The sequence below is a fragment of the Streptomyces sp. NPDC002889 genome (genome assembly GCF_042888425.1).
In the GTDB taxonomy this organism is placed as follows: domain Bacteria; phylum Actinomycetota; class Actinomycetes; order Streptomycetales; family Streptomycetaceae; genus Streptomyces.
On sequence record NZ_JBIAPT010000015.1, the window covers coordinates 133,289 to 157,532 of the forward strand.

General features: G+C 70.3%; 20 protein-coding genes. 12 read left to right on the plus strand and 8 right to left on the minus strand.

Translation table 11 applies throughout. The features are described 5' to 3' along the window. The first annotated feature begins 16 nt into the window (after window positions 1-16). From ACFYWI_RS23405 to ACFYWI_RS23440, 8 genes are all read left to right on the plus strand, one after another. The gene (locus ACFYWI_RS23405; protein WP_389235887.1) at window positions 17-1,264 is read left to right on the plus strand and encodes an ROK family protein; all 1,248 of its coding nucleotides are present in this window, start codon (window positions 17-19) and stop codon (window positions 1,262-1,264) included. 322 nt (window positions 1,265-1,586) lie between these two features. Continuing rightward, a complete protein-coding gene (locus tag ACFYWI_RS23410) occupies window positions 1,587-2,120 on the plus strand; it encodes a flavin reductase family protein (RefSeq protein WP_389235891.1) in 534 nt (177 codons plus the stop codon). Between the two features lie 89 nt (window positions 2,121-2,209). Then, window positions 2,210-3,274: an ABC transporter substrate-binding protein gene (locus tag ACFYWI_RS23415; protein ID WP_389235894.1), complete on the plus strand. Its 1,065-nt coding sequence runs from the start codon at window positions 2,210-2,212 to the stop codon at window positions 3,272-3,274. Further along, window positions 3,271-4,191 (plus strand): ABC transporter permease, encoded by a 921-nt coding sequence (locus tag ACFYWI_RS23420; protein ID WP_389235897.1) that lies wholly within the window; start codon window positions 3,271-3,273, stop codon window positions 4,189-4,191. The genes ACFYWI_RS23415 and ACFYWI_RS23420 overlap by 4 nt, the downstream gene beginning before the upstream one ends. Then, window positions 4,167-4,898: an ABC transporter ATP-binding protein gene (locus ACFYWI_RS23425; RefSeq protein WP_389235900.1), complete on the plus strand. Its 732-nt coding sequence runs from the start codon at window positions 4,167-4,169 to the stop codon at window positions 4,896-4,898. Before ACFYWI_RS23420 ends, ACFYWI_RS23425 begins: the two co-directional genes overlap by 25 nt. A 37-nt stretch (window positions 4,899-4,935) precedes the next feature. After that, window positions 4,936-6,321 carry an LLM class flavin-dependent oxidoreductase gene (locus ACFYWI_RS23430; protein ID WP_389235903.1) on the plus strand — a complete coding sequence of 462 codons (1,386 nt, stop codon included), beginning with the start codon at window positions 4,936-4,938 and terminating at the stop codon, window positions 6,319-6,321. Further along, window positions 6,318-10,217 carry an ABC transporter ATP-binding protein gene (locus ACFYWI_RS23435; protein ID WP_389235906.1) on the plus strand — a complete coding sequence of 1,300 codons (3,900 nt, stop codon included), beginning with the start codon at window positions 6,318-6,320 and terminating at the stop codon, window positions 10,215-10,217. Before ACFYWI_RS23430 ends, ACFYWI_RS23435 begins: the two co-directional genes overlap by 4 nt. Next, the gene (locus ACFYWI_RS23440; protein ID WP_389235909.1) at window positions 10,214-11,251 is read left to right on the plus strand and encodes an aldo/keto reductase; all 1,038 of its coding nucleotides are present in this window, start codon (window positions 10,214-10,216) and stop codon (window positions 11,249-11,251) included. The genes ACFYWI_RS23435 and ACFYWI_RS23440 overlap by 4 nt, the downstream gene beginning before the upstream one ends. Window positions 11,252-11,510: 259 nt before the next feature. Here the strand turns inward: ACFYWI_RS23440 and ACFYWI_RS23445 are convergent, their stop codons facing one another. Next, window positions 11,511-13,901: a SpoIIE family protein phosphatase gene (locus ACFYWI_RS23445; RefSeq protein WP_389235912.1), complete on the minus strand. Its 2,391-nt coding sequence runs from the start codon at window positions 13,899-13,901 to the stop codon at window positions 11,511-11,513. 229 nt (window positions 13,902-14,130) lie between these two features. On the opposite strand from ACFYWI_RS23445, the gene ACFYWI_RS23450 reads away from it, so the two are divergent. Next, complete coding sequence (locus ACFYWI_RS23450; protein WP_389235915.1) at window positions 14,131-15,189, plus strand: nitrous oxide reductase family maturation protein NosD; 1,059 nt, start codon at window positions 14,131-14,133, stop codon at window positions 15,187-15,189. 61 nt (window positions 15,190-15,250) lie between these two features. Continuing rightward, complete coding sequence (locus ACFYWI_RS23455; RefSeq protein ID WP_389235918.1) at window positions 15,251-16,279, plus strand: methyltransferase; 1,029 nt, start codon at window positions 15,251-15,253, stop codon at window positions 16,277-16,279. Between the two features lie 69 nt (window positions 16,280-16,348). On the opposite strand, the gene ACFYWI_RS23460 is transcribed toward ACFYWI_RS23455, so the two are convergent. From ACFYWI_RS23460 to ACFYWI_RS23490, 7 genes are all read right to left on the minus strand, one after another. Further along, a complete protein-coding gene (locus ACFYWI_RS23460; protein ID WP_389235921.1) occupies window positions 16,349-16,681 on the minus strand; it encodes a TcmI family type II polyketide cyclase in 333 nt (110 codons plus the stop codon). 41 nt (window positions 16,682-16,722) lie between these two features. Continuing rightward, window positions 16,723-17,199 carry an SRPBCC family protein gene (locus ACFYWI_RS23465; protein WP_389235924.1) on the minus strand — a complete coding sequence of 159 codons (477 nt, stop codon included), beginning with the start codon at window positions 17,197-17,199 and terminating at the stop codon, window positions 16,723-16,725. Window position 17,200: 1 nt separating this feature from the next. Next, window positions 17,201-17,455 carry an acyl carrier protein gene (locus ACFYWI_RS23470; RefSeq protein WP_389235927.1) on the minus strand — a complete coding sequence of 85 codons (255 nt, stop codon included), beginning with the start codon at window positions 17,453-17,455 and terminating at the stop codon, window positions 17,201-17,203. A 16-nt stretch (window positions 17,456-17,471) separates the two neighbouring features. Beyond that, complete coding sequence (locus ACFYWI_RS23475) at window positions 17,472-18,719, minus strand: beta-ketoacyl synthase N-terminal-like domain-containing protein (protein ID WP_389235930.1); 1,248 nt, start codon at window positions 18,717-18,719, stop codon at window positions 17,472-17,474. Then, window positions 18,716-19,984 (minus strand): beta-ketoacyl-[acyl-carrier-protein] synthase family protein, encoded by a 1,269-nt coding sequence (locus tag ACFYWI_RS23480; RefSeq protein WP_389235933.1) that lies wholly within the window; start codon window positions 19,982-19,984, stop codon window positions 18,716-18,718. The genes ACFYWI_RS23475 and ACFYWI_RS23480 overlap by 4 nt, the downstream gene beginning before the upstream one ends. Beyond that, on the minus strand, window positions 19,981-20,418 hold the full coding sequence (locus ACFYWI_RS23485) for a cupin domain-containing protein (RefSeq protein WP_389235936.1): 438 nt from the start codon (window positions 20,416-20,418) through the stop codon (window positions 19,981-19,983). Before ACFYWI_RS23485 ends, ACFYWI_RS23480 begins: the two co-directional genes overlap by 4 nt. Window positions 20,419-20,500: 82 nt before the next feature. Next, window positions 20,501-21,625 (minus strand): SchA/CurD-like domain-containing protein, encoded by a 1,125-nt coding sequence (locus ACFYWI_RS23490; RefSeq protein ID WP_389235939.1) that lies wholly within the window; start codon window positions 21,623-21,625, stop codon window positions 20,501-20,503. 261 nt (window positions 21,626-21,886) lie between these two features. Here ACFYWI_RS23490 and ACFYWI_RS23495 point away from each other — a divergent pair, with 261 nt between their 5' ends. Both ACFYWI_RS23495 and ACFYWI_RS23500 read left to right on the plus strand, forming a co-directional pair. Beyond that, window positions 21,887-23,533 (plus strand): FAD-dependent oxidoreductase, encoded by a 1,647-nt coding sequence (locus tag ACFYWI_RS23495; RefSeq protein ID WP_389235942.1) that lies wholly within the window; start codon window positions 21,887-21,889, stop codon window positions 23,531-23,533. A 354-nt stretch (window positions 23,534-23,887) separates the two neighbouring features. Then, a complete protein-coding gene (locus tag ACFYWI_RS23500; protein ID WP_389235945.1) occupies window positions 23,888-24,208 on the plus strand; it encodes a hypothetical protein in 321 nt (106 codons plus the stop codon). The last annotated feature ends 36 nt before the right edge of the window (window positions 24,209-24,244 follow it).

Below are 24,244 nucleotides of genomic sequence, written 5' to 3' on the forward strand. Positions count from 1 at the left end.
GACCTGGAAGGCTCCCGTGGAAAGACCGCAGGCGTCCGCTGACCGCCCTGTCCCTCTGCGCCGTTCCGACATCCCCTCCACGGCACCGTCCGCTCGTCGTGTCCCCAGCACGGGGGCCGTACTGGGGGCGATCCTCGACCACGGCCCCGTGGCGCGCAGCACGATCGCGCGACTGACCGGGCTGTCTCCCGCCTCGGTGACGGGGCACTGCGGCATGCTGTTGACCCGTGGGTTGATCAGGGAAGGTCCGGAGACGGCGGGGCCGCGCGGGCTGGGGCGGCCGCACATTCCGGTCGAGATCGACACCGGCCGCTATCTCGTGGCCGGTGCGCACATCGCCGTCGCCCACACGACGCTGTCCCTGGTCGATCTGCGCGGCTCGATCGTGGCCGAGGAGCGGGAGCCGCACCGGGACACGGCACCCGCACAGATTCTGACGGGGCTGGCCGCCAGACTGCCGCGTCTGCTGGCCAGGCGCGGCTCGGGCAGGACCGTGCTCGCCCTGGGTGCCGCCACGGGCCACTGGGTCGATCCGGCGGCCGGAGTGGTCGTGCGGCACCCCCAACTCGGCTGGCGGGACGTTGCGGTGCGGGACATCCTCGCCGAGGCGACCGGCCTTCCGGTCCACGTCGACAGTCACGCACGTGCCCTGGCACGCGCCGAACAGCTCATCGGCCAGGTGTCCACGCGAGGGAGCGCCGTACTGCTCTTCGTCGGTGCGGTCGTCGACGCGGCCTTCGTCAGTGCGGGCGCCGTTCACCAGGGTCCGAGGTCCGGTGCGGGGAGCGTCGCGCATCTGTCGGTCGGCACCGGCTCCGGACGGACCTGCGCCTGCGGCAAGACCGGATGTCTGCAGGCCGAGGCGTCGGAGTCGGCGACGGTGCGGCGGGCGGCCGAACTGGGTCTGCACGTCCCGTCGTTCACGGCGCTGCTGGGCCGGGCGATCGACAACGACGAGCGAGCGGTCACCGTCTTTCGCAGACGGGCCCGGACGGTCGGCAGGGCGGCGGCTCTGCTGCTGGACATGTTCGACCCCGATGTCCTGGTGGTGGTCGAGCCCGGGACGGGCCGACTGCCTTACTGCATGGACGAGTTGAGGGCGGAGGTGGCCGAGCGCTCCTGGGTCTGCGACGACCCGGAGCGGGTGGTGGTGCCGAGCAGTTTCACCGGTTCGGTACTCGCAACTGCAGGCAGCGCTGTGGCTCTGGGGGCTCTGTACGACGATCCGCTCGGCCCCTGGCCGGCGCTGCCCGCCGTGTCCTGACCTGTCCGTCGCGCCCGCCGACCGGCGGCCGCGGAATTCGACTTAATTCAGAAAGTTGCATTGTTGACCCGGTCGGATCCGGGGCGGGACCATGGATTCATGAGCACCGCACGAAGGATTTCCCAGTACGCGCCCCAGGCGGCGTGGCGCTGTTGCAGGGTCCTGTCGGCCTGTGCTCGGATCCGGCGTTCCTGTTGTACGGACGCGATCGGCCGATAATCCGGCGGACGTACGGATCTCCACTTCTGGAGCGGCTTCCACGCCTCATCCGCGTGTCTTTCATTTCTTTCCTCGCACCCCGTCATGTTCTTTTGGCGCGCCTATGTGTGCGCCACTTCACCCTGGGGGAAACGTGACTGTCTCGCTGTCCTCGCATCCCGTGACGGACCTCGCGCCCGATCGGTTCAAACAGGCTTTCCGTGCCTATCCGGCCGGAGTTGTCGTGGTCACCGCCGACGCCGACGCCGGACCCGTCGGATTCACCGCCACATCCCTCACGTCCCTCTCGCTCACACCTCCGCTGGTCTCGTTCGGTATCGCGACCCGGTCCTCTTCCTGGCCGCACATCGAGCAGGCCCGCTCGGCCGTCGTCAACTTCCTCGGATCCGATCAGGAGGAGCTGGCCAGACGCTTCGCGACCAGCGGCATCGACCGGTTCGCCGCTCCCACCGCGTGGCGGCGGCTGCCGCAGGGCGAACCGGTGCTGAACGGTGTCGCCGGATGGCTGCGGGTCGCCGTCGAAGACCTGGTCCCCGCAGGGGACCACCGCATCGTCGTGGCGCGCGTCACCGACGCCTGGCAGGACGAGGGCCGACGGCCGCTGCTGTTCCACGACGGCGGCTATCACTCGATCTGATCAGTGGCCGCCCGCCGTCCCGGCGCTGGAAAACAGTCGGCGAACTCATCGAAGCAATTGCCGTAAATGTCACCAGACAGGAATTGTTCATGCCATCGATCCCCACGTATGCACACATCGGACGCAGAGGATTTCTCTCGCTGGCGGGCGGCGCGGTTCTCGCCGCCGCCGGGTGCGCGCCCCAGCCCACGAATGCCTCCCATTCAGCGCCCGTCAAGGACTTGCCCACCGGTGCTCCGCCCCCGGGTACATCACTGTCCATAGCGGTGCGCACCTCGCGCATTCAGCTGACCGAATCGGGCCTCCTGAAGAAGCTGCCCTTCAAGGTTTCGCAGTGGCCCAATCTCTCCGCAGGCCCCGACATCATCCAGGGGTTCAGAGCGCGTTCCATCGATCTCGCGAGCAACGCGGGCATTCCGCCGATCCAGGCCGCCGCGATCGGCGTGAAGGCGAGGATCGTCGCCGTACAGGTGCGGAACCACCCGTCGTACACCTTCGCCACCGCGCCCGGATCATCCCTCGCCGGTGTCGAGGAATTCCGGGGCAAGAAGATTGCCTTCTCCCAGGGCCAGGCACAGGGCGTCGTCGTGCTGCGCGCCCTCAGGAAGGCCGGCCTCGCCAACAGCGACGTGAAGCTCGTCGCCCTGCCGAGTACACAGTTCCTGACCGCCCTTCAGTCCAAGCAGGTCGATGTCGCGCCGCTCGGTGAACCGACGCTGACGAAGTACCTGAGCCAGTACGGCAAGGACGGCGCCCGCGGTATACGCACCGATGTCGTCGACCTCCTGACGGTCCTGTGGGCGCCCGCCGAGGTGCTCGACGACCCCGACAGGGCGGCGGCCGTGCGCAGCTTCGTACCCCTGTGGGCGCAGGGCCAGGTCTGGGCCTGGGAGCACACCGACCAGTGGATCGAGGCCTACTACGTCAAGGATCAGGGCGTCGGTCGGCAGGACGGCAAGCGCATCGTCACATCCCTTGCCGAGCCCGCGTATCCGCAGAGCTGGGACAAGGCGATCGCCTGGGAGCAGGAGACGGCCGACCTGCTGGCCGAAGGCGGCTTCGTACCGAAGGCCGACGTCCACTCGCTCTTCGACCGCCGGTTCGAGGGCCTTGCGGCCGAGGCCGTACCGGCCCGGTACCGGGAGGGAGCATGAGCGAGGCACTGTCCGGGGTACGCCTTGCCGAGGCGAATGCGGCGGTCGCCGTCGGTCCGCCCGGGCGGGCGGAGGGGAACGAGTCGCTCGCCGTACCATCCAAGGCCCGCAAGGACGTGCCCGCGCGCACCGTGTCCGGCCGGCGGCGGCTCGGCCCGGGACGGTCGGTGCCATGCGGCCGGCTGCTCGGCCCCTCGCTGCTCATCGCCCTCTGGTGGGCGGCATCCGCGGGAGGCCTCCTCGATCCGCGCATACTCTCCGGACCCGGGACCGTGGTGTCCACGGCCGTCGATCTGGTCGCGGACGGACGCCTCCAGGGCAATGTGCTGATCTCCCTGCAACGCGCGGGTCTCGGCCTGCTCTTCGGAGTGACCGCCGGAGTGGCACTCGCGGTGGCGGCCGGACTCAGCCGCACCGGCGAGTACCTCCTGGACGGTCCCCTCCAGATCAAGCGCGCCATTCCGTCGCTGGCGATGCTGCCGCTGCTGATCCTCTGGCTCGGCATCGGTGAGGGGATGAAGGTCACCGTCATCGCCCTCGGCGTCGCCGTGAACATGTACATCAACACGTACGCCTCGCTCACCGGCATCGACAGTCGGCATGTCGAACTCGCCGAGGTGCTGGAGCTGAGCCGGTGGCGGTTCCTGCGCAAGGTGGTGCTCCCCGGCTCCCTGCCCGGCTTCTTCGTGGGGCTGCGCCTGGGCGTCACCTCGTCCTGGCTCGGTCTGATCGTCGTCGAGCAGATCAACGCCACCAGCGGCATCGGCTACATGATGTTCCAGGCCCAGCAGTACGCCCAGTCCGACGTGATCATCGTCGGCCTGGTGGCGTACGGGACCTTCGGCTTCGCCTCCGACGCCCTCGTCCGTGCGATCGAGAGGAGGGCCCTGTCATGGCGCCGCACGCTGGCGGGCTGACCAAGGCTCCGGCCGCCGTACGCACCGGGCGTCTGGTGCGCGGGTTCGGCGAGCGGATCGTCCTGAAGGAGATCGACCTGGAGCTGGCTCCGGGGGAGTTCACCGCCCTGCTGGGACGCAGCGGATCGGGCAAGTCGACCCTGCTGCGTGCCGTGGCCCGCCTCGACCACGATGTGGAGGGATCAGGTGAACTCGTCGTCCCCGACCGGGTCTCGCTGTCCTTCCAGGACTCCCGACTGCTGCCCTGGCTGCGCGTGCTGGACAACGTGGTGCTCGGCCTGCGCGGCCCCGGCGCCCGTGAACGAGGCCTGACCGCCCTCGACGAGGTCGGCCTGTCCGGTCGCGAACGGTCCTGGCCCCACGAGCTGTCGGGCGGGGAACAGCAGCGTGCCGCTCTCGCCCGGGCTCTGGTTCGCGACCCCGAACTGCTGCTGGCAGACGAGCCGTTCGGTGCGCTGGATGCCCTGACCCGGATCAAGATGCACGGCCTGCTGCGCGAACTGTACGAACGGCACCGGCCCGCGGTGCTCCTGGTCACCCACGACGTCGACGAGGCCGTCGAACTGGCCGACCGGGTGCTCGTCCTCGACGACGGACGCATCTCCCTGGACCTCGCCGTCGACCTTCCGTCCCCCCGCAGCCGGCGCGACCCCCGGTTCCAGGAGTACCGCGACGCCCTCCTCGCCGCCCTCGGCGTGACGGCGTAACCCCACGACCCGAACGAGCCCCAGGAGGACAACTCCCATGCCCCGCACGCCTGAACGCAAGCAACTGCACCTCAACGCCTTCCTGATGTCCGCAGGTCACCACGAGGCCGCCTGGCGCCTGCCCGAAAGCCACCCACAAGGCGGCACCGACGTCGCGCACTACCAGAACCTCGCGCGCATCGCCGAACGCGGCAAGCTGGACTCGGTGTTCCTCGCGGACGGCCCCGTCCTGCACGGCGACCCCGGCCGACGGCCGGCCAGCAAGCTGGAGCCGACCGTCCTGCTCACCGCACTGGCCGGCGTCACCAGCCGGATCGGCCTGATCGCCACCGCCTCCACCAGCTACAACGAACCCTTCAACCTCGCCCGAAGGTTCGCCTCGCTCGACCATGTCTCGGGCGGCCGGGCCGGCTGGAACATCGTCACCACCGCCGGAGCCGAGGCCGCCCGCAACTTCGGCCTGGACGACACCCCGCTGCACCACGACCGCTACCTGCGAGCGGCCGAGTTCGTCGACGTGGCCACCAAGCTGTGGGACAGCTGGGCGGACGACGCCGTTGTGGCCGACAAGGAAGGCGGGGTCCACGCCCGGGCCGAGAGGGTGCGCCGGATCGGTCACGAGGGCCCGTACTTCCGCGTCGACGGGCCGCTCAACGTGGAGCGCTCACCGCAGGGCTACCCGCTGCTGGTGCAGGCAGGCTCCAGCGAGGACGGCAAGGACTTCGCGGCCCGGTACGCGGAGGCGGTGTTCACGGCACAGCAGACGCTGGAGGAGGGCATCGCTTTCTACAAGGACGTCAAGCAGCGGGCCGCCGTCATCGGGCGCGACCCCGCCGGCATCAAGATCCTTCCCGGCATCGTGCCCGTCATCGCGGACACCGAGGCCGAAGCACGGGAACTGGACGCCGAGCTGGACCGGCTCATCGTGCCCGAGTACGCCAAGCGCCAGCTCGCCCAGCGGCTTCGAATCGCTCCCAAGGACCTGGACCTCGACCAGGAACTGCCCAAGGACATCCCCACCGAGGACGAGATCGAGGGTGCCAAGAGCCGCTACACGCTCATCGTGGAGCTCGCCCGCCGCGAGCGGCTGACCGTACGTCAGCTCATCGGCCGGCTGGGCGGCGGCCGTGGCCACCGCACCTTCGCCGGCACCGCCGAGCAGGTGGCCGACACCATCGAGCACTGGTACGACAGCGGCGCGGCGGACGGCTTCAACATCATGCCCGCCGTGCTCCCGTCCGGCCTGGAACTCTTCGTCGACCAGGTGGTCCCCATCCTCCAGGAGCGCGGCCTGTTCCGCACCGAGTACACCGGCTCCACCCTGCGGGCGCACTACGGGCTGCCGCGCCCGGCCAACCGGCTGTTCGACGCCGTCGATCACGGCGCGGGGCACGTCGGCATCGACCTGGTGGGGGCCCGGTGACGGGCTGTCCGACCGATGCGAACGGGCCGGCCGCCGCGCACGCCGCGGCGGCCGGACCCACGCCCGCGCACCATCACGGCTGGGTCCGACGGCTCGCGGGCTACTGCCTGCGCCACCGCACCGATCTGCTGCTCGCGTTCGCCGCGGCCGCGGTGGCGGCGATCGCCACCGCCACCCTGCCTCTCGTCCTGCGCCATGTCGTGGACGGTGTCGCAGGTGGAACCACCCTGTCGCTCACGCCCTGGATCCTGCTGCTCGCCGGTATCGGTTCCATCCGCTTCGCGGCCGGTTACACCCGTCGCTACCGCTCCGGCAGGCTGTCCCTCGGCGTCCAGTACGACCTGCGGCGGGACGCCTTCGCCGCGCTGCTGCGACTCGGCGGCGCGCAGCAGGACGACCTGCGCACCGGGCAGGTGGTCAGCCGGTCCATCTCGGACATCACACTGATCCAGACCCTGCTGCAGTTCCTGCCCCATCTCACCGGCAACGCCATGATGTTCTGCTTCTCGCTGCTGTTCATGGCGCTGCTCTCACCCCTGCTCACCGTGGTCGCTCTGGTGGTCGGCCCGTTGCTGTGGCTGATCGCGCTGCGCAGCCGGCATACCCTCTTCCCGGCCAATTGGCACGCCCAACAGGAAGCCGCCGAAGTGGCCTCCGCCGTCGAGGCGACCGTCACCGGCGTCCGCGTCGTCAAGGGCTTCGGCCAGGAGCAGCGCGAGCTGGCGGGACTCGAACAGCGTGCCCGGAAACTCTTCTCCTCACGGCTGCGGGTCGTCACCTTCACCAGCCGCTACAACCCCGCCCTGCAAGCGGTCCCGGCGCTGGGTCAGGTGGCCGTGCTGGCCCTCGGCGGGTGGCTCGCACTGCAGGGCCGCGTGTCCCTGGGCACCTTCCTCGCCTTCACCACCTATCTCGGCTTCTTCGTCACACCGGTACGCCAGGTCGCCACCCTGCTCACCGTGTGGCAACAGGCGCGCGCCGGCGCGGAACGGGTACTGGAGGTCATCGACGAGGCCCCGCTGACCACCGAAACCGCCGACGCCCTTCCGCTGCCCGACGAGACCCCCGCGCTGTCCTGGCGTGATGTCACCTTCGGCTACACCCAGGGCGAACCCCTGCTGCGCGGCTTCACGCTGGAAGTGGAGCCGGGGGAGACGGTGGCGCTGATCGGCGCGGCCGGCTGCGGCAAGTCCACGGCCGCGGCCCTGCTGCCGCGCTTCTACGACGTACCGACGGGGACAGTGACCGTCGTCGGTCACGACGTGCGCGACCTCACCCTGTCCGGCCTGCGGTCCCGGATCGGCTTCGTGTTCGAGGAGAGCCTGCTGTTCTCCGACACCGTGCGCGCCAACATCGCCTACGGCACCCCCGATGCCACGGACGAACAGGTGCGGGCCGCCGCCCGTATCGCCCGCGCCGACGAGTTCATCGAGCGGCTGCCCGACGGGTACGACACGGTCGTCGGCGAACAGGGCCTGACGCTCTCCGGCGGCCAGCGTCAGCGTGTGGCCCTCGCCCGTGCGCTCCTGATGGACCCGGCGGTGCTGGTACTCGACGACGCCACCTCGGCGATCGACGCCCGTACCGAGTCCGAGATCCACACCGCGCTCCGCGAGGCCACCCGCCGACGCACCACGCTGGTCATCGCACACCGCGAGTCGACTCTGGAGCTCGCGGACCGGATCGCCGTCATGGAGGGCGGGCGCATTGTCGACAGCGGCAGGCTGGACGAACTCCGTTCCCGGTCTGCCCTGTTCAGATCGTTGCTGTCGTCCGGGCAGACACAGCCGGGCGGGTACGTGTCCCAAGGTGGCGAGCGCGCCCCCGCCGATGCCGCCGCCCCCGCTCGGCCGGCCGGCGTCACCGACGAGCTGTGGCACCGCCCCGAGCAGACCGCCCGCGAACATGACCAAGCCACCGCGGTCCGCGCCGCCCATGCGCTCGCCGAGGCGGCCGCCACCGCGGGACCGGGCCGCGGCGTACCCGGCGGCGGAGTGCTCGGTTCGGCGCCGCCGAGCCCCGCGATGCTCGACGCCCTGGCGCGGCTGCCCCTGTCCGAGGCCGACCCGAGGGTCCCCATGGACGAGGCCGTGGCCGCCGATCCTTCGTTCCATCTGGGAGCCCTGCTACGGCCGTTCAGGACACCACTGCTGACCGGGCTGCTCCTGGTCGCCCTCGACGCGCTCGGCCAGATCGCGCTGCCCATGCTCGTACGCCATGGGGTGGACCACGGTGTCGCGGGCCAGGCCCACGGCGTCCTGGTCGCGGCCGTCGCGGCCGCGGCCGGTGTGGTGGGTGTGAACTGGCTCATCGGCGTCCTGCAGGTCCGTACGACGGGGCTCACCGGCGAGCGGCTGCTGTACACGTTGCGGGTCAAGACCTTCGCGCAGCTTCAGCGACTGGGTCTCGGCTACTACGAGGGCGAGCTCGGCGGCCGGATCATGACGAGGATGACCACCGACGTGGACGCCCTCTCCAACTTCCTGCAGACCGGGCTGATCACGGCCGTCGTCAGCCTGCTGACCGTAGTGGGCGTACTGGTGGCCCTGCTGGTCATCGATGCTGAACTGGCCCTCGTCCTGGTGGCCGCGCTGCCCCTGCTGATCGGCGCCACCGCCGTGTTCCGCCACTACTCGGTGCCGGCCTACCTGGAGGCACGGGAGCGGATCAGTACCGTCAACGCATGCCTGCAGGAGAACGTCGGCATGCTGCGTGTCACCCAGGCATTCCGCCGGGAGCGGCGCAACACCGAACACTTCGCCGAACTGGCGTGGGGCTTTCGCGTTTCACGGCTGCGCGCCCAGCGCTCCATGGGCATCTTCTTCCCGTTCGTGGAGTTCCTGGGAACCCTCTCGACGGCCGCGGTTCTCGCGGTCGGCGTCGGGCAGGTGCGATCGGGCGAGCTGACGGCGGGAACCCTCATCGCGTTCCTGCTGTGTGTCGAGCTGTTCTTCTCGCCGATCCAGCAGCTGTCCCAGGTGTTCGACGGCTACCAGCAGGCGGTCGTCGGCATGAGCCGCCTGCGCGCCCTGATGCGCACCCCGGTCGGTACCCCCGCGGCACTGCGGCCGCGGCCGGTCAAGGCCCTGCGCGGCGGGATCGAGTTCGACGAGGTGTCCTTCCGGTACGCGGGCGGCGGCCGGGAGGTGCTCCACACGTTCTCCCTGCGTATCGCCCCCGGCGAGACCGTAGCCCTGGTGGGCGCCACGGGGGCGGGCAAGTCGACCGTCGTCAAACTCCTCGCGCGGTTCTACGACCCGGCCTCGGGAAGCGTCCGCGTCGACGGACACGACCTGCGCGAACTCGACCTGACCGGCTACCGCCGCAGGCTGGGCATCGTTCCGCAGGAGGCCCATCTCTTCAGCGGTACGGTCCGGGATGCGATCGCATACGGGCGGCCGGACGCCACCGACGCCGAGGTCGAGACGGCGGCGCGGGCCGTCGGCGCGCACGAGATGGTGGCGGCGCTGCCTCGGGGCTACCTCCAGCCGGTCGGGGAGCGGGGCCGCGGCCTGTCCGCCGGGCAGCGCCAGCTGCTGGCTCTGGCCAGGGCCGAACTCGTCGACCCCGACATTCTGTTGCTCGACGAGGCCACCGCGTCCCTGGACCTGGCCGGCGAACGGCGCGTCGCCGCGGCGGTGGATGCCCTGACTCGCAGACGCACCACCGTTGTGGTGGCGCACCGCCTCACCACCGCGGCACGCGCCGACCGTGTCGTGGTCCTCGACGCGGGAACCGTCGCCGAGGCCGGCACTCACGCCGAGCTGCTGGCGGCGCAGGGCCCCTACCGCCGGCTGTGGGACGCCTTCCGCCAGGGCGGGCCGGCCGCGGTCGGCCCCGGCGACCCCCGAACCCCCAGCCGTACCGACCAACTCGTCAATGGGAGCGCACGATGACCGACCACCGACCCTTCGGACGCACCGGCGTCAAGGTGAGCCCGCTGTGCCTGGGCACCATGATGTTCGGCGCGCGCGGCAACCAGGACCACTCGGACAGCGTCCGCATCATCCACCGTGCTCTGGACGCGGGCATCAACTTCGTCGACACCGCCGATGTGTACTCCGCCGGAGAGTCTGAGACCATCGTCGGCAAGGCCCTGGCCGGTGGCCGGCGCGACAACGTGGTGCTGGCCACCAAGGTCCACGGCAGCCTCGGCAACGATCCCAACGAACAGGGGAATTCCCGCCGTTGGATCATCCGCGAGGTGGAGAGCAGCCTGCGCCGGCTCGGCACCGACTGGATCGACCTCTATCAGGTCCACCGGCCCGAGCCCGGGACCGACTTCGACGAGACGCTCGGCGCACTGACCGATCTGGTGCGCCAGGGCAAGATCCGCTATATCGGCACGTCCACCTTCGAACCCTCCGCCATCGTCGAGGGACAGTGGATCGCCGAGCGCCGTGGCCGCGAACGCGTCGTCGCCGAACAGCCTCCGTACTCGCTTCTCGCTCGTGGCATCGAGCGCGAAGTGCTGCCCGTGGCGCAGCGCTACGGTCTGGCGGTGCTCTCGTGGAGCCCGCTGGCCGGCGGCTGGCTGTCGGGCAGCTACCGCAGGGGCGCCGCACAACCGGACTCCAGCCGCGCCGCACGCCAGGCCGAGCGTTTCGACATCACCGCCCCCGAGAACGCGGCCAAGCTGGATGCCGCGGAGGCACTGGCCCAGTTGGCGGACGAGGCCGGACTGACCCTGGTCCAACTGGCGCTGTCGTTCGTGCTCGAACACCCGGCCGTCACATCGGCCATCATCGGCCCGCGCACCTTCGAGCAATTGGAGAGCCAGCTCGGAGCCGACCGCATCAGACTGACGCAGGACGTACTGGACCGGATCGACAAGATCGTGCCGCCGGGGACCAACCTCTCCGCGCAGGACGCCGGATACACCCCTCCAGCCATCGGCGAGGCCGCTCTGCGTCGTCGCCCGCGTTCGTGAGCACTGTCCGACGAGGCGCGGCCGCCAGGGCCCGGGACAACGGATGTCCCGGCACAGGCGCCCTGCCGGCGCCCCGGGGGGTCCTCTCCCGGCGGACACCAGGAACATGGCCGAGCTGATCGGCCGTGTCCCAGGCTCACGACGTGGCACAGCGCTCGATGCCGCCGGAACGCCCCGTACGACCGGACGGGGCGTCCCGCCCGGCATGTTGCCGGCGCGAGCGGCGGCTCAGGGCACGGGCGGGTTGTGCTGGTGATGCCTACTCCCCGCCGTGGCTCAGCGGGATCTCGGACCACACCTGCTTGCCTCCGCTGAGCGGCACCGAACCCCAGGACGCCGTCGTCGCCTCGACGATCAGCAGCCCGCGCCCGCCGGTCGACTCCCAGTCCACACCGCCCGACGGTTTGACGGGACTGCGCGGCGACGCGTCGTTCACGGCGACCCGCAGACGGTCCGCGGACAGCGTCAGGTCCAGCCGCACCTCTCCCTGTGTGTGGGCGATGCCGTTGGTGACCAGTTCGGAGACCACCAGCAGGGCCACGTCCAGCTCCTCCGTGATACCCCACGAGCGCAGCGTGCGTGCGGTGAAGCGGCGGGCGTGCATGACGGCGTTGGGGAGCCGCCACACCGTCCAGTGGGTCCGAACCGGCCGGACGCGCGTGCCGTCGTAGCGCAGGAGCAGCAGGGCCACATCGTCGTCGCGTCCGTTCGCCCGCCCGACCAGTTCGTCGGCCACCTGTCCGGGATCGGCCACGTCGGCCGCGCCGAGCACCTCGCGCACCCGGCGCATGCCGTCCTCCAGGTGCAGATGCGCCGATTCGACCAGACCGTCCGTGAGCAGGGTCAGCAGGGTGCCGGGGATCAATCCGGCCTCGGTCATGGGGAATTCGGCGTCCGCGAGCACGCCCAGCGGGGGTCCGCCCTCGACCACCATCTCCTCGGTGCTGCCGTCCGGATGGCGCAGCACCGGCGACAGATGCCCGGCCCGTGCGAATCGGGCGATGCCCTCCTCCATGTCCAGGTCCACATAGAGGCAGGTGGCGAAGAGATCGGTCTCCATCCCGACGAGCAGCCGGTTGGCGCGGGCGACCACCACATCGGGCGGGTGCCCCTCCACGGCGTAGGCCCTGACGGCTGTGCGCATCTGGCCCATGATGGTGGCGGCTGCGGCGCTGTGCCCCTGGACGTCCCCGATGACGAGCGCCACATGACCGTCGCCGAGTGGAATGACGTCGTACCAGTCGCCGCCCACTTCGAGCCCTGCCGTCGCCGGCAGATAGCGGGCGACGGCCACTCCGCCGTCCAGCACGGGGAGCTTACGCGGCAGCAGACTGCGCTGCAGCATGGTGGCGAGCTCGTGCCCGGCGTTCAGTGCGTGGGCGCGCGTCAGGGCCTGCCCCACCAGACCCGCTGTCGCGGTCAGCAGCGACCGCTCCTCCGGTTCGAAGCGGTGCTCCTCCTCCCAGCCCACCAGGCATACGCCCACCATCCGGCCGTCGGCCGGCAGCGGCAGCACGGCGAGCCCGCCGGGGCCGATGCCCGAGAGGCCCGGTTCGAGGTCGGCGCCCGGGGACCACAGGCTCACATGGCCCTCCCTCAGCGCGCTCTCCAGCGTGGGCAGGTTGTGGCGGGAGGCATCGGGCCATTCGGACCGCCATTCGCTCCGCCACAGTCCGGGCCAGGCATCGGCCTCCGGAGGGTCGAGGAGCGTGACGAACAGCCTGTCGGCCTCCAACTCCGCGACCGCGATCCGGGCGGCGCCCAGGGGCTCGCGCAGGGCTTCCACGACCATCCGGCTGACCTCCCGGGTGGTCGTGGCGCCGGCCAGCCGGGCGGAAAGGCGCTGGACGATGGAGACCTCGTCTGCGCTCGGGCGCAGATAAGAGGCGTCCGCGACCACGCCCAGGATGCGCTCCGGTGTGCCGTCGGCGTGGGACAGGACACGGCAGCGCAGTCCCAGCCAGCGCAGTTCGCCGCCCGGGCGGCGGATACGGAAGGCCAGCTGCTCTCCGGCGGGGGAAAGGCGGCCCGGCTCCACGATCGACATCATGGCGGGGATGTCGTCCGGCACGGCACAGGACAGAAGGGTCTCCACCCTTCCGTCGAACTCTTCGGGATCGATTCCGAGGAGCTCCAGCACCTGGGCGTCCGCGTCCATCAGGCCGGTGCCCAGTACCAGCGTGAACGCACCCCCCTGCAGCGGCACCAGCGCGGGACCCAGATGGGACTTCGGCTGTGCCCGGCCGGCAACGCGGGCGGCGACCGATTCGAGTCCGGCGGCCACCTGGTCGGCGTACAGCTCCAGCAGACTTCGGCGGTCCGCGTCGAAGCCGTCCGCGACCGCGCCGGCGACGAGCAGGCAGCCCAGTTCCGTGGAGCCCCGTCCCAGCGGCAGGGCGCCGAGTGAGATCTTGGCCGGGAGTGTCCCCGGTCCGCTGCGGAAAGCGCCGTCACCACTGGTCGCGGCGTACGCGGCGAGTTCCTCGGGGTTCAGCCACAGCGGGCTGCCCGCGCGGAAGGCGGCTGCGGCGGGGGAGTGGCCCGACAGGGTGAAAACCGCCGGCAGTCCGTACGAGCTGCCGTGGTCGCCGACCAACTCGGCCAGATGCAGGGCATCTCCTCCCTCGGCGAGGACATAGACCGCGGCCATCTCAGCCCCGCAGAACGCAAAGTTTTGCCGTGTCAAAGTCTGTATCGCCTCCATGCACGCGGGCAGGCACCACCCACCCCCATGGTGGCGCTCCCAGGACTGCGGGAGCTAGTCAGGAGCAGAACGTGGTGCCGCTCATGGGGGCATCCGCCTTAAGTTTGCTCACGACACGTGTCCGTTTGGTCATTTTATGTAGCGATTTAGGGTCAATCGGTCATAACTTCAGTCCATGACGAAACGACAGTTCATGTACCTCGGATGCGCCGCCCTCCTGGCCGCCACGGGAATGGGTGCGGCAGCACCGGCCTCCGCAGGGGCCGCACACCTCGTACAGCCGGGAGAGTCGATCCAGGCGGCCGTGGACGCCGCGAAACCCGGGGACACCGTCTTCATCGCGCCAGGGACCTATCGCGAGAGCGTCGTGGTCAAGAAATCGAACCTGACCTTGCGCGGTATGGGCGGGCTGACCGTGATCAGGCCGGCCGCCGCGTCGTCCAAGAACACCTGTGCCCAGGCCGGCAACGGGATCTGCGTCCTCGGTACCCGGGCGAAGCCCGTCCAGGGCGTGAGTATCCGGTCGCTGGCGCTGGTCGGGTTCAAGAAGAGCGCGGTCTGGGGCTCCTGGACCGACCGCCTGACGGTGCACAAGGTGATCGCCGAGAAGAACGGGACCTGGGGCATCGCCCAGGAATGGTCCACCCGCAGCGTCCTCACGCACAACGTGGTCCGCAACAACGGCGACGCGGGCATCTTCGTGGCGAACGCGGTCTCGGTCGAGGCGGGAGCGACCGACACCCTCGGGACGGTGGTCAGCCACAACCGCATGGTCGGCAACCGCATCGGTACCACGATCCGACGGGTGAGGAACCTGAGCGTCCGGGACAACACCATGACCGGGAACTGCGCCGGTGCCTTCATCGTGGGCGACGAATCCGTGCCCCGCGCAGGCGCCCTGACCGTTCGCGGCAACCGTGTGCACGCGAACAACAAGTTCTGCAAGGCCACCCCCCGGCTGCCGGCGATCCAGGGAACGGGGATCGTCCTCACCGGCACGGAGAAGACCCTCGTTCAGTCGAACGTGATCTGGGACAACGCCGGCACCTACCCGCTGTCCGGCGGAGTCGTGCTCTTCAAGAGCTTCGTGGGTGCCCCCAACACCGACAACGTCATCAAGGGCAATGTCGTGCTGCGCAACGGGCCGGCGGACCTGGCCAACCGGGACACCGGCACCGGCAACCGGTTCGCCGGAAACATGTGCCAGGTCTCCGAACCCGTGGGCATGTGCTGACCGGGCGGACCTGGAGGACGGGCCCAGCGGCCCGGACCCCACTCACGAGAAACGAGAGGGAATGACCACCGTAACCACCACCCCCCAGTCGGCCATGCGGCTGCGGGAACTCGTCTTCGGGGCGGCCTGCGCCGCCGCCGTACGCGCGGCTGCCCGGCTGCGCGTCGCCGACGCGCTGGGTGACGTGCCCGCCACGGCCGAGGAACTCGCGACGGCAGTGGACACCGAGCCGACGGCACTGCGCCGGATGCTGCGCGCCCTGTCCTGCTACGGGGTCTTCGCCGAGCAGGAGGACGGCCGGTTCATCCACACCGACATGTCCCGGATGCTGCGCGAGGACGACCCGCACAGCCTGCGCTACATCTCCCTGTGGTGCACCGAACCCTGGACCTGGGATGCCTGGCCGCGGCTCGACGAAGCGGTGCGCACCGGCCGCAGCGTCTTCGACGAGCTGTACGGCAAGGGGTTCTTCGACTACCTGCACGAGGACGCTCACGAATCGGCCCATGTCTTCAACCGGGCCATGACCACGTCCAGCATGCAGTCGGCGCGTGACGTCGCCGAGCTCCTGGACCTCACCGGGGCCTCGACGGTCGCTGACATCGGCGGCGGCCAGGGACACGTACTGGCGAGCCTGCTGGAGAAGCACGAGGGCATGCGGGGAACGCTGCTGGATCTTCCCCGCGTGGTGGCGGGTGCCGACGCCCGGCTGCGTGAGGGCGGCTCGCTCGCCGACCGGGTCCGTATCGTCCCCGGGGACTGCCGCGAGGCCATGCCCGTCGAGGCGGACGTGTACGTCATCAAGAACATCCTGGAGTGGGACGACGACAGCACCCGCAGAACACTGCGCAATGTGGTGGCTGCGGCCCGCCCGGGTGCCAGGGTGGTGGTCATCGAGAACCTCGTCGACGACTCCCCGTCGATGAAGTTCACCACCGCCATGGACCTGATGCTGCTCCTCAACGTCGGCGGCGCCAAGCACACCCGGCAGAGCATGATCACCCGGATGACCGAAGCGGGCCTGATCGTGGGCGACGTCCGTCCCGTCAACCCGTATCTCCACGCGTTCGAGAGCGTGGTTCCCGGCTGAGACGCCAGGGACGCGCACGGAACGCCGGCCCCGCGGGGATCGAGGGGCCGGCGTTCCGTCGTGCGTGCGTCAGGCCTTGGCCGTGCGCTCCCAGCGGTAGAACTCGTGCGCCATGGCGTCCTTCGGACTCCGCCAGGTCTGCGGGTCGTACGGACTGACGAAAGCGGCGAGCCGGTCGCTGACATCGCGGAAGGCCGCGTGTTCCGTCACCTTGGCGATCGCCGGGCCGGGAGGGCGGTCGGCCTCGATCAGATGCAGATAGACGTCGCCGAACTGGAACAGGCTGCGCCGGGTGACCCCGACGAGGTGCGGCAGTTCGCCGCCGTCGGAGGCCGCGAACACCTCGGCGATGTCGGGGGCCGATTCCGGCGCCATACGGGCGACGATCAGAGCTTGGTGCATCGGTCGGAGTCCCTTCGGATGCTGACGTCGGGGTGGAGGGGTCAGGGCCTGACCGGGGCGGACCCACCGGTGCGGGCGCGCTCCTCGATCTTGTCCCGGATGAGATCCAGCTGGATGCGGGAGTTGCGGTTGATGTTGTCGGTCATCCACGCGTCGTCGACGGGGGCGTCCGGCTTCATCGCGAAGTCCTGCGTCCAGTGCATCAGGGTGCCTTGCGGCGTCTCGGCGTACTCCCAGTGGATGGTCATGTGCTGGAAGGGGCCCGTCTCCACGCGGCGGGCACGGACCGTGCGCGCCGTACGGTCGGCCACCCGCTCCGAGACCCAGCTCCAGATCGTGCCGTTCTCGTCCGGGTGCATGGTCAGCCGGAACAGAGTCCGGTCGTCCTCGCGCTCCAGGATCTCGACCGAGGCGTACTCGCTGAACAGCGAAGGCCAGTTCTCGATGTCGTTCGTGACGTCCCAGACCAGGTCCATGGGAGCGTCGATGACGACCTTGTTCTCGGTGTGCCCGGTCACTTCAGGCTCCTGCCATCAGGGAGTTGTTGACGAGGTCGAGGAATTCGCGCGGGGTCTTGCAGCGGTCCGCTTCGGGGGGCAGGGGCCGTCCGTACTTGTTCTCGAGCTCGCCCACGATGCCCAGCAGGCCGAGCGAGTCGAGACCGTAGGTCTCGAACGGGGTCTCCGGCCGGCTGCCCATGTCCTTGGGGTCCACGGTGATGCCGGCCCCCTTCATCAGAACGGCCAGCTGCTCGATGGTCAGTTGTGGGGTCATGAGGCGGTTCTCCTTCTCACGAGGGGATGTCGGTGCCGTGCCGCAGCACGAGCGCCGCGTTGGAACCCATCAGTCCTCGGCTCAGCACCAAGGCCGTGCGGAGTTCGGCGGGGCGGGCCGCGCCGGTCACCACCGCGAGGTCGTGGCACACGTCGAAGACATGGGGGGTGGGCGGGATGAGACCGTTCTGCAGGGCGAGCACTGCGGCGGCCGTGTCCAGCACCGGCGCTCCGCAGTACGCCCGGCCCGTGCCGGTCTTGGGTGCCGTCACCGGCACGCGCAGACCGTGCCGGCCCAGGGCGTCGGCGATCGCCAGCGCCTCGGCCCGGTCGGCCTCCACAATGCCCAGCGCGTCCGCGAAGACCACATCGATCTCCTCGGGTGCGCAGCCGGCTTCGTCCAGCGCGCCGCTGATCGCCATCGCCAGGCCCTCCCGCGACTCCTCCCACCGGGAGGCCCCGGTGAACGTCGCCGCATGGCCGGCCACGACGGCCCGGACCGCGGCCCCCCGGCGGCGGGCCGCCGATTCCGCCTCGAGCACGAGCATGCCGCCGCCCTCCGCGGGCACGAAGCCGCAGGCATGCGCGGTGAACGGGCGGTAGGCGCGCTCCGGGTCGTCGCAGGTGCTCAGTTCCCGGTAGCCCAACTGACAGACGACCGAGTACGGGGCCAGCGGCGCCTCGGCCGAACCGACGACGATCGCGTCGGTGCCGCGGTGGATGGCTCTCGCCGCATGAGCGAGGGCATCCAGGCCGCCTGCCTCGTCGCTGGCGACGACACCGCACGGCCCCTTGAAGTGACCGCGGATCGAGATCTGCCCGGTGCTCGCCGCATAGAACCAGGCGATGGACTGGTACGGGCCGACATAGCGCGACCCCTGTCCCCACAGCCGTTGCAGCTCGCGCTGGCCGAATTCGCCGCCTCCGGACGAGGCGGCGGTGACCACTCCCACGTCGAACGGGGAGTCGCCGTACTCGCCGGCGGCGATGCGCGCATCGGCCAGTGCCAGATCCGCCGCGGCCATCGCGAAGTGCGTGAACCGGTCGGTCTGGACGAGGAATCGCTGCTCGATCAGTGACTCCGGGTCGAAGCCCCGGACCTCGCCGGCGACCCTGAGGGGCAGATGCCCGCAGCCCTCGCGCGTGATGTGGTCGAGAACGCTGAGGCCTTCCCGGGTGGACTTCCAGAAGGACTCGACGCCCACGCCGTTGGGGGCGACGACGCCGATTCCGGTGATGACCGCACGCCGGTCCTGAGAGCTCATCGTGTCCTCCCGCCTGGTCTGGTGAGCACCACCGCGGACTGGAAGCCGCCGAATCCGCTGCCGACCGACAGCACGTTGCGCAGCTTGCGGGCGCGGGCGGTGCGTGGCACATAGTCGAGATCGCACTCGGGGTCGGGCGTCTCGTAGTTGGCCGTCGGCGGCACCACCTGGTTGGCGAGCGCCAGCACACAGGCGACGACTTCGATCGCGCCGATCGCCCCGAGCGAGTGGCCCACCATGGATTTGATGGAACTCATCGGTACCTTGTAGGCGTGCGCCCCGAGCGACTCCTTCACCGCCGCGGTCTCGTGCCGGTCGTTCTGCTGCGTACCCGAGCCGTGCGCGTTGACGTAGTCGATGTCCGACCCGTTGAGACGGGCGTGGTCCATCGCGCTGTCGATCGCCCGGGCCATCTCCAGACCCTCCCGGGTGAGACCGGTCATGTGGTGCGCGTTGCCGAAGGTGGCGTAACCGCTGATCTCGCAGTACACCGTCGCCCCACGGGCCCTGGCGTGTTCGAGTTCCTCCAGGATGAGTACGGCTCCGCCTTCACCCATGACGAATCCGTCCCGGTGGGCGTCGAAGGGCCGGGAGGCGTGGGCAGGGTCGTCGTTGTTCGGCGAGGTCGCCTTGATCGCGTCGAAGCACGCCACCGTGATCGGTGAGATCGGCGAGTCGGATGCACCGGCTATGCAGACGTCGACCCTGCCCTCCTCGACGGCCTGGAACGCGTAGCCGATGGCGTCGAGACCGGAGGTGCACCCCGTGGAGACGGTCTGCACCGGGCCGTGGGCGCCGGTCTGTTCGGCCACTTCGGAGGCGAGGGCGCTGGGCGAGAACGCCCGGTGGAGATGCGGCGCCGCCTCGCTGTGGTCGACGTCCCAGCGCCGTCCCGAGCTGCTGACCTTGACGTAGTCGTGCTCCAGACGGGTGGTTCCGCCGACCGCGGTGCCCAGGGAGACGCCGATCCGCCAGGGATCCTCCTTCTCCGGGTCGAGACCGGCGTCACGGAGGGCTTCCCCGGCCGCGACCATGGCGAACTGCACGTACCGGTCGGCGCGTTGGATCTGCTCCGCGTCCAGGCCGTGGGCCGCCGGGTCGAAGTCGCACTCGGCGGCGATCCGTGAACGGAACCCGGTCGGATCGAAGAGGGTGATGCCCCGCGTCGCGGTCCGTCCGTCCGCCAGCAGGTTCCAGAAAGCGGGGGCGCCGACGCCACCCGGAGCCACGATGCCGACTCCGGTCACCGCCACACGTCGGGTCATGAAGTCGACCCCGTCCGTTCGGGCGGCCGCTGGCCGGTGCTTTCCATGGCTGCGGTCTCCTCGGTGTCGACATGGCCGAGTTCGGGGCGCGGGGCCAGCGGCCCCAGGTGGAAGACCATGCGCGCTTCCGTGCTGCCCACGTTGCGGAACCGGTGCCGTACGTAGGGCGGGATCAGCAGACCCTGATCCGGGCGCATGGTGTACGCCTCGCCGTCCAGATCGACTTCGAGCATGCCGCTGACGACGTACACGAACTCCTCGGAGTACGGGTGGTAGTGCTCGCCGATGCGGTCGCCGGGCTCCACGATCGCCAGGCCCATGAATCCGCTCGTTGCACCCACGGTGGTGGGTGTGAGCATGGCGCGCAGATCGCCTCCGCGCCTGCGATTGGGCTGGGTCTCGCTGAGATCGACGATGCGATGGGGTGTGGTCATGACTGCTTCCTCCACGTGGCCGTGTGGCGTGCTGCCTGCGGTCCGGTGCGTGACCGCGGGAGCCGATCGGGCGGGTCAGGGGTCAGGGGGCCCAGCGGTCGGTGATCAGGCGCATGTCGGCGCTCGCGAGGAAGCGCGACATCTGCTTCTCGTCGGCGAGTGAGCCGTCGGCGCCGAACGCGTCGTGGTCGATCAGGCGCGCCAGCACGGCTGCCTTGCGCGGGCCGTGTGCGCCGATGGCCAGCAACGGCTCCACGTCCAGGGGGCCGCTTGCGTCGATGAGCCGCACGACGACGTCGTCGCGCTGGAAGATGGTGCTGCTGTCGATCGGGGCCGACGGGTCGTCGGCCGCCGACTCGTCCTGCTGGGCGAGCAGCCGGGCGAGCGTCATTCCGCAGCCCGGCTTGGCCGGGTAGTACAGCGCGTGCCGCTTGACCTTCGAGCTGTCCCCGCCTGCGGTCGCCAGATGGTGCACGGCAGGCAGGGCCGCCCGGGTGAAGAACACCCGGGCGGAGTCGGGGTCGTCGAGGTCCCGGTCCTGTTCCAGGTAGGGGTTGATGGCCTCCTCGACCGCCCTGACCTCGGGCTGCCGGGCCACATGGCGCAGCGCGGCGAGCAGGTCGCCCTCAACCTCGATGGCCCGCACGACACGGTTGCCGTGCATGAACAGTGAGGTGCGGCGCAGCCGGGTCGTGGAGTCGACCTGTGCCGCGGGCGACTCGTAGCTCGCCAGGATGTCCGCCACGACCGGCTCGCTGCCCGGCTTGACGGTGAAGGTGATGGCATGGCGGACGACACCGTCGCCCACCCGTGGCGCGGACTGCAGCCCGACGCCGCGCATGGCCTGGTCGGCCGTGGCCTGGAAGTTGCCGGTCTCCCGCAGGACGCTGAAGCGCAGGGACCTGGTGTCCCGTACACAGTCGTGCAGCGGCCGCACGGTTTCGACGTGTTCCTCGCTGTTCACCCAGGCGAGGAAGGGTGGAGCGCTCTCCCACTCACTGGTGATCAGCCACTGGGAGGGGTTCTCGATCGACTGGCACAGCTGGTCGCTGATGTGACCCGGAACCGATGCCACCTGGTTGCGCAGGTGTTCGTACGCCGTCAGGAAGCGCTGCTGGGCACCGTCTTGGAGGTCCAGCAGCAGCACGACCCGCAGCCGGGAGCCATCGAAGGCCGACTGTGACACACGTTCGGAGAGAATTGTCATGTTCCACGCATCTCCTTGACGCTGAGGCCGCCACATCCCGTGGCACGACGTCCCCTTTCGGGGGATCCCGGGTGAGTGATCCGGCGCAAATGGACGACCGGCCACCGCCTGAACGAGGCGCCGGTCCGGCTTCGATCCTGTGCCGGTACCTCGGGTGGCGCGAGATGTGTGAACCAGCCGGGTGAAGGGGGCGATCGAAGCGCTCCCGCAGGGGCATGGAAACTCCATCCCCCCTACCGGCGGCTGGAGCTGGAGCATCTGATGGAAGAAATGGTCGACGAACGCGTACCAGTCCTCATCGTGGGCGGCTCTCTGGTGGGGCTGTCCGCTTCGCTGTTCCTGGGCCGTCTCGGCGTCGCTCACATGGTGGTGGAGAAGCATGTGAGCACGTCGATGCATCCACGCGGACGCGGGAACAACGTGCGAACGATGGAGCTGTTCCGGGGGGCCGGCGCCGAATCACTCATCCGTGACGCCGCGTCCGTCCTCGCGGACAACCACGGCATCCTGCAGACGCCGACGCTCGTCGGCGACGAGGGGGAGTGGCTGCTCAGGAAGGTCCAGTCGGGGGCTGCCCTGGCCCGGTTCACCCCGGCCGGGTGGTGTGTGTGCAGCCAGAACGATCTGGAGCCCGTACTGTTGGAGTGCGCCCGCAAGGAAGGCGGAGACGTGCGCTTCTCCACCGAGCTCCTGTCGTTCAAACAGGACGCGCAGTCCGTCACCGCGGTGGTGCGCGACCGTGAGACCGGAATGCACAGCACGGTGGGCGCGGACTATCTGATCGCGGCCGACGGGCCGCGCAGCCCCATCCGTGAGCGGCTCGGCATCTCCCACACCGGGCCCGGTGACCTGTTCCACAACGTGAGCATCACCTTCCGCTCGCGCGGCCTGGCCGATGTCGTCGGCGAGCGGCGCTTCATCGTGTGCTACCTGACCAACCCCGAGGCGGACGGCGCCCTGCTGCCCGTGGACAACGTGGAGAACTGGGTCTTCCATGCTCCCTGGCAGCCCGACCTCGGCGAAACGCTCGAGGACTTCACCGACGAGCGCTGTATCGCGCACATCCGCAAGGCGACCGGGGCCGAGGACATCGACGTCGAGATCACCGGAAAGGCCCCGTGGCATGCCGCGGAGCGAGTGGCGGAGCGGTACGCCGCGGGGCGGGTCTTCCTCGCCGGGGACTCCGCCCACGAGATGTCGCCGACCGGTGCGTTCGGCTCCAACACCGGCATCCAGGACGCGCACAACCTGGCCTGGAAACTGGCGGCCGTCCTCGACGGGTCGGCCGGCCCCGGACTGCTGGAGACGTACGAGGCGGAGCGCCTGCCGGTGGCGCGGGCCACGAGCGCGCGGGCCTCGGCCAGGTCGAAGGAGCACAGCCACCCGGGCTATGTGCCGGCGCCGGGCGTCGGAGGCGGGAAGCAGGGCGGGATGCTCACGGTCGCGATGGGCTACCGCTACCCGCACGGCGCAGTCCTCGGCGCCGACCCCGGCATGTCCGTCATGCCGGAACGGATGGATCTGTCCGGCGAGCCGGGCACCCGGGCCCCGCACATGTGGCTCCACGGGCCCGGCGAGGTGCGGCAGATGTCCACGCTGGACCTCTACGAGAAGTCCTTCGTGCTGCTGACCGGCATGGGTGCCGGCGGCACGGCCTGGCACACGGCCGCGGCGCGTGTCGCCGACCGCCTGTCGCTCACGCTCGACGCCTACCGGATCGGCGACGGGCCGGATGTCGAACTGGTCCCCGAGACAGGCGTCGACTGGGCCGAACTCCACGGCACGCGGCCCGACGGCGCGGTGCTGGTACGCCCGGACGGGTTCGTGGCCTGGCGCTCGGTCGGGGCGGTTCCCGATCCCGAGGCGACGCTGACCGACGCCATGACGGCGCTGCTGCACCGTTCCTGACGCTCCGGTCCGCCGGGTTGCCTTCGAGGGGCGCCCGGCGGACCGCCGCCGCTTCCGGACGGCGCGTCACCCTTCGAGCCGGTGCAGCCCCTCGGTGTCGCAGGTGCGCGGGCAGGTGGCACAGGCCTCCGTCGGGCGGATCGTGCAGTACAGACGGCACCCGAGGCGGGTACGGGTCGGGTACGCCTGCCCCTCGGGGCCCCTCGGGGCCCGTCGGCCGACGGAAGCCGGTGCCCCCGGGGGTCGGCCCGACGGGCCCGGGCAGCAGCCGGTCGGCGCCTCCCGGACCTCCTCCTCCTCGCCCAGCATCCGGCCGAGGTACCACAGCCCGGCACCGCGGCCCTGGACGCGGGCGTGGCCCGCTTCCATGTGGAGAGCGCGTACGAACTCCGGATGCTCGCGGACCTCGCCGCCCGCGCCGCACCCGGCCGCCGCATCGCGGTGCTGCTCCGCTTCAATCTGCCCCTGGCCGCCCCCTCGCTGGAGGCCGGCCCGCTGACCATGGGCGGCCGCCCCACCCCCTTCGGCATGGACCCGTCCGAGGCCGATGGCGCCTTCCGTATCCTCACCGGCGGCAGCTGTGAGCAACTGGAGCTGCGCGGCGTCCACGCCCACCTGGCCGGCGGGCTCGAGGCCCCGGAACCTTCCTTCCGCCCGCGGCCACGCATGTCCTGATGTCCTCCGCCCGTCGCGCTCGGCGTGCGACCTCCC

Coding starts and splice junctions, on each gene's coding strand:
- ACFYWI_RS23420 (WP_389235897.1), top strand. CDS start 3,271: ATGAGCGAGGCACTGTCCGGGGTACGCCTTGCCGAGGCGAATGCGGCG.
- ACFYWI_RS23485 (WP_389235936.1), bottom strand. CDS start 20,418: ATGACCACACCCCATCGCATCGTCGATCTCAGCGAGACCCAGCCCAAT.
- ACFYWI_RS23450 (WP_389235915.1), top strand. CDS start 14,131: ATGACGAAACGACAGTTCATGTACCTCGGATGCGCCGCCCTCCTGGCC.
- ACFYWI_RS23460 (WP_389235921.1), bottom strand. CDS start 16,681: ATGCACCAAGCTCTGATCGTCGCCCGTATGGCGCCGGAATCGGCCCCC.
- ACFYWI_RS23490 (WP_389235939.1), bottom strand. CDS start 21,625: ATGACAATTCTCTCCGAACGTGTGTCACAGTCGGCCTTCGATGGCTCC.
- ACFYWI_RS23455 (WP_389235918.1), top strand. CDS start 15,251: ATGACCACCGTAACCACCACCCCCCAGTCGGCCATGCGGCTGCGGGAA.
- ACFYWI_RS23430 (WP_389235903.1), top strand. CDS start 4,936: ATGCCCCGCACGCCTGAACGCAAGCAACTGCACCTCAACGCCTTCCTG.
- ACFYWI_RS23415 (WP_389235894.1), top strand. CDS start 2,210: ATGCCATCGATCCCCACGTATGCACACATCGGACGCAGAGGATTTCTC.
- ACFYWI_RS23480 (WP_389235933.1), bottom strand. CDS start 19,984: ATGACCCGACGTGTGGCGGTGACCGGAGTCGGCATCGTGGCTCCGGGT.
- ACFYWI_RS23475 (WP_389235930.1), bottom strand. CDS start 18,719: ATGAGCTCTCAGGACCGGCGTGCGGTCATCACCGGAATCGGCGTCGTC.
- ACFYWI_RS23410 (WP_389235891.1), top strand. CDS start 1,587: ATGTGTGCGCCACTTCACCCTGGGGGAAACGTGACTGTCTCGCTGTCC.
- ACFYWI_RS23445 (WP_389235912.1), bottom strand. CDS start 13,901: ATGGCCGCGGTCTATGTCCTCGCCGAGGGAGGAGATGCCCTGCATCTG.
- ACFYWI_RS23425 (WP_389235900.1), top strand. CDS start 4,167: ATGGCGCCGCACGCTGGCGGGCTGACCAAGGCTCCGGCCGCCGTACGC.
- ACFYWI_RS23440 (WP_389235909.1), top strand. CDS start 10,214: ATGACCGACCACCGACCCTTCGGACGCACCGGCGTCAAGGTGAGCCCG.
- ACFYWI_RS23470 (WP_389235927.1), bottom strand. CDS start 17,455: ATGACCCCACAACTGACCATCGAGCAGCTGGCCGTTCTGATGAAGGGG.
- ACFYWI_RS23495 (WP_389235942.1), top strand. CDS start 21,887: ATGGAAGAAATGGTCGACGAACGCGTACCAGTCCTCATCGTGGGCGGC.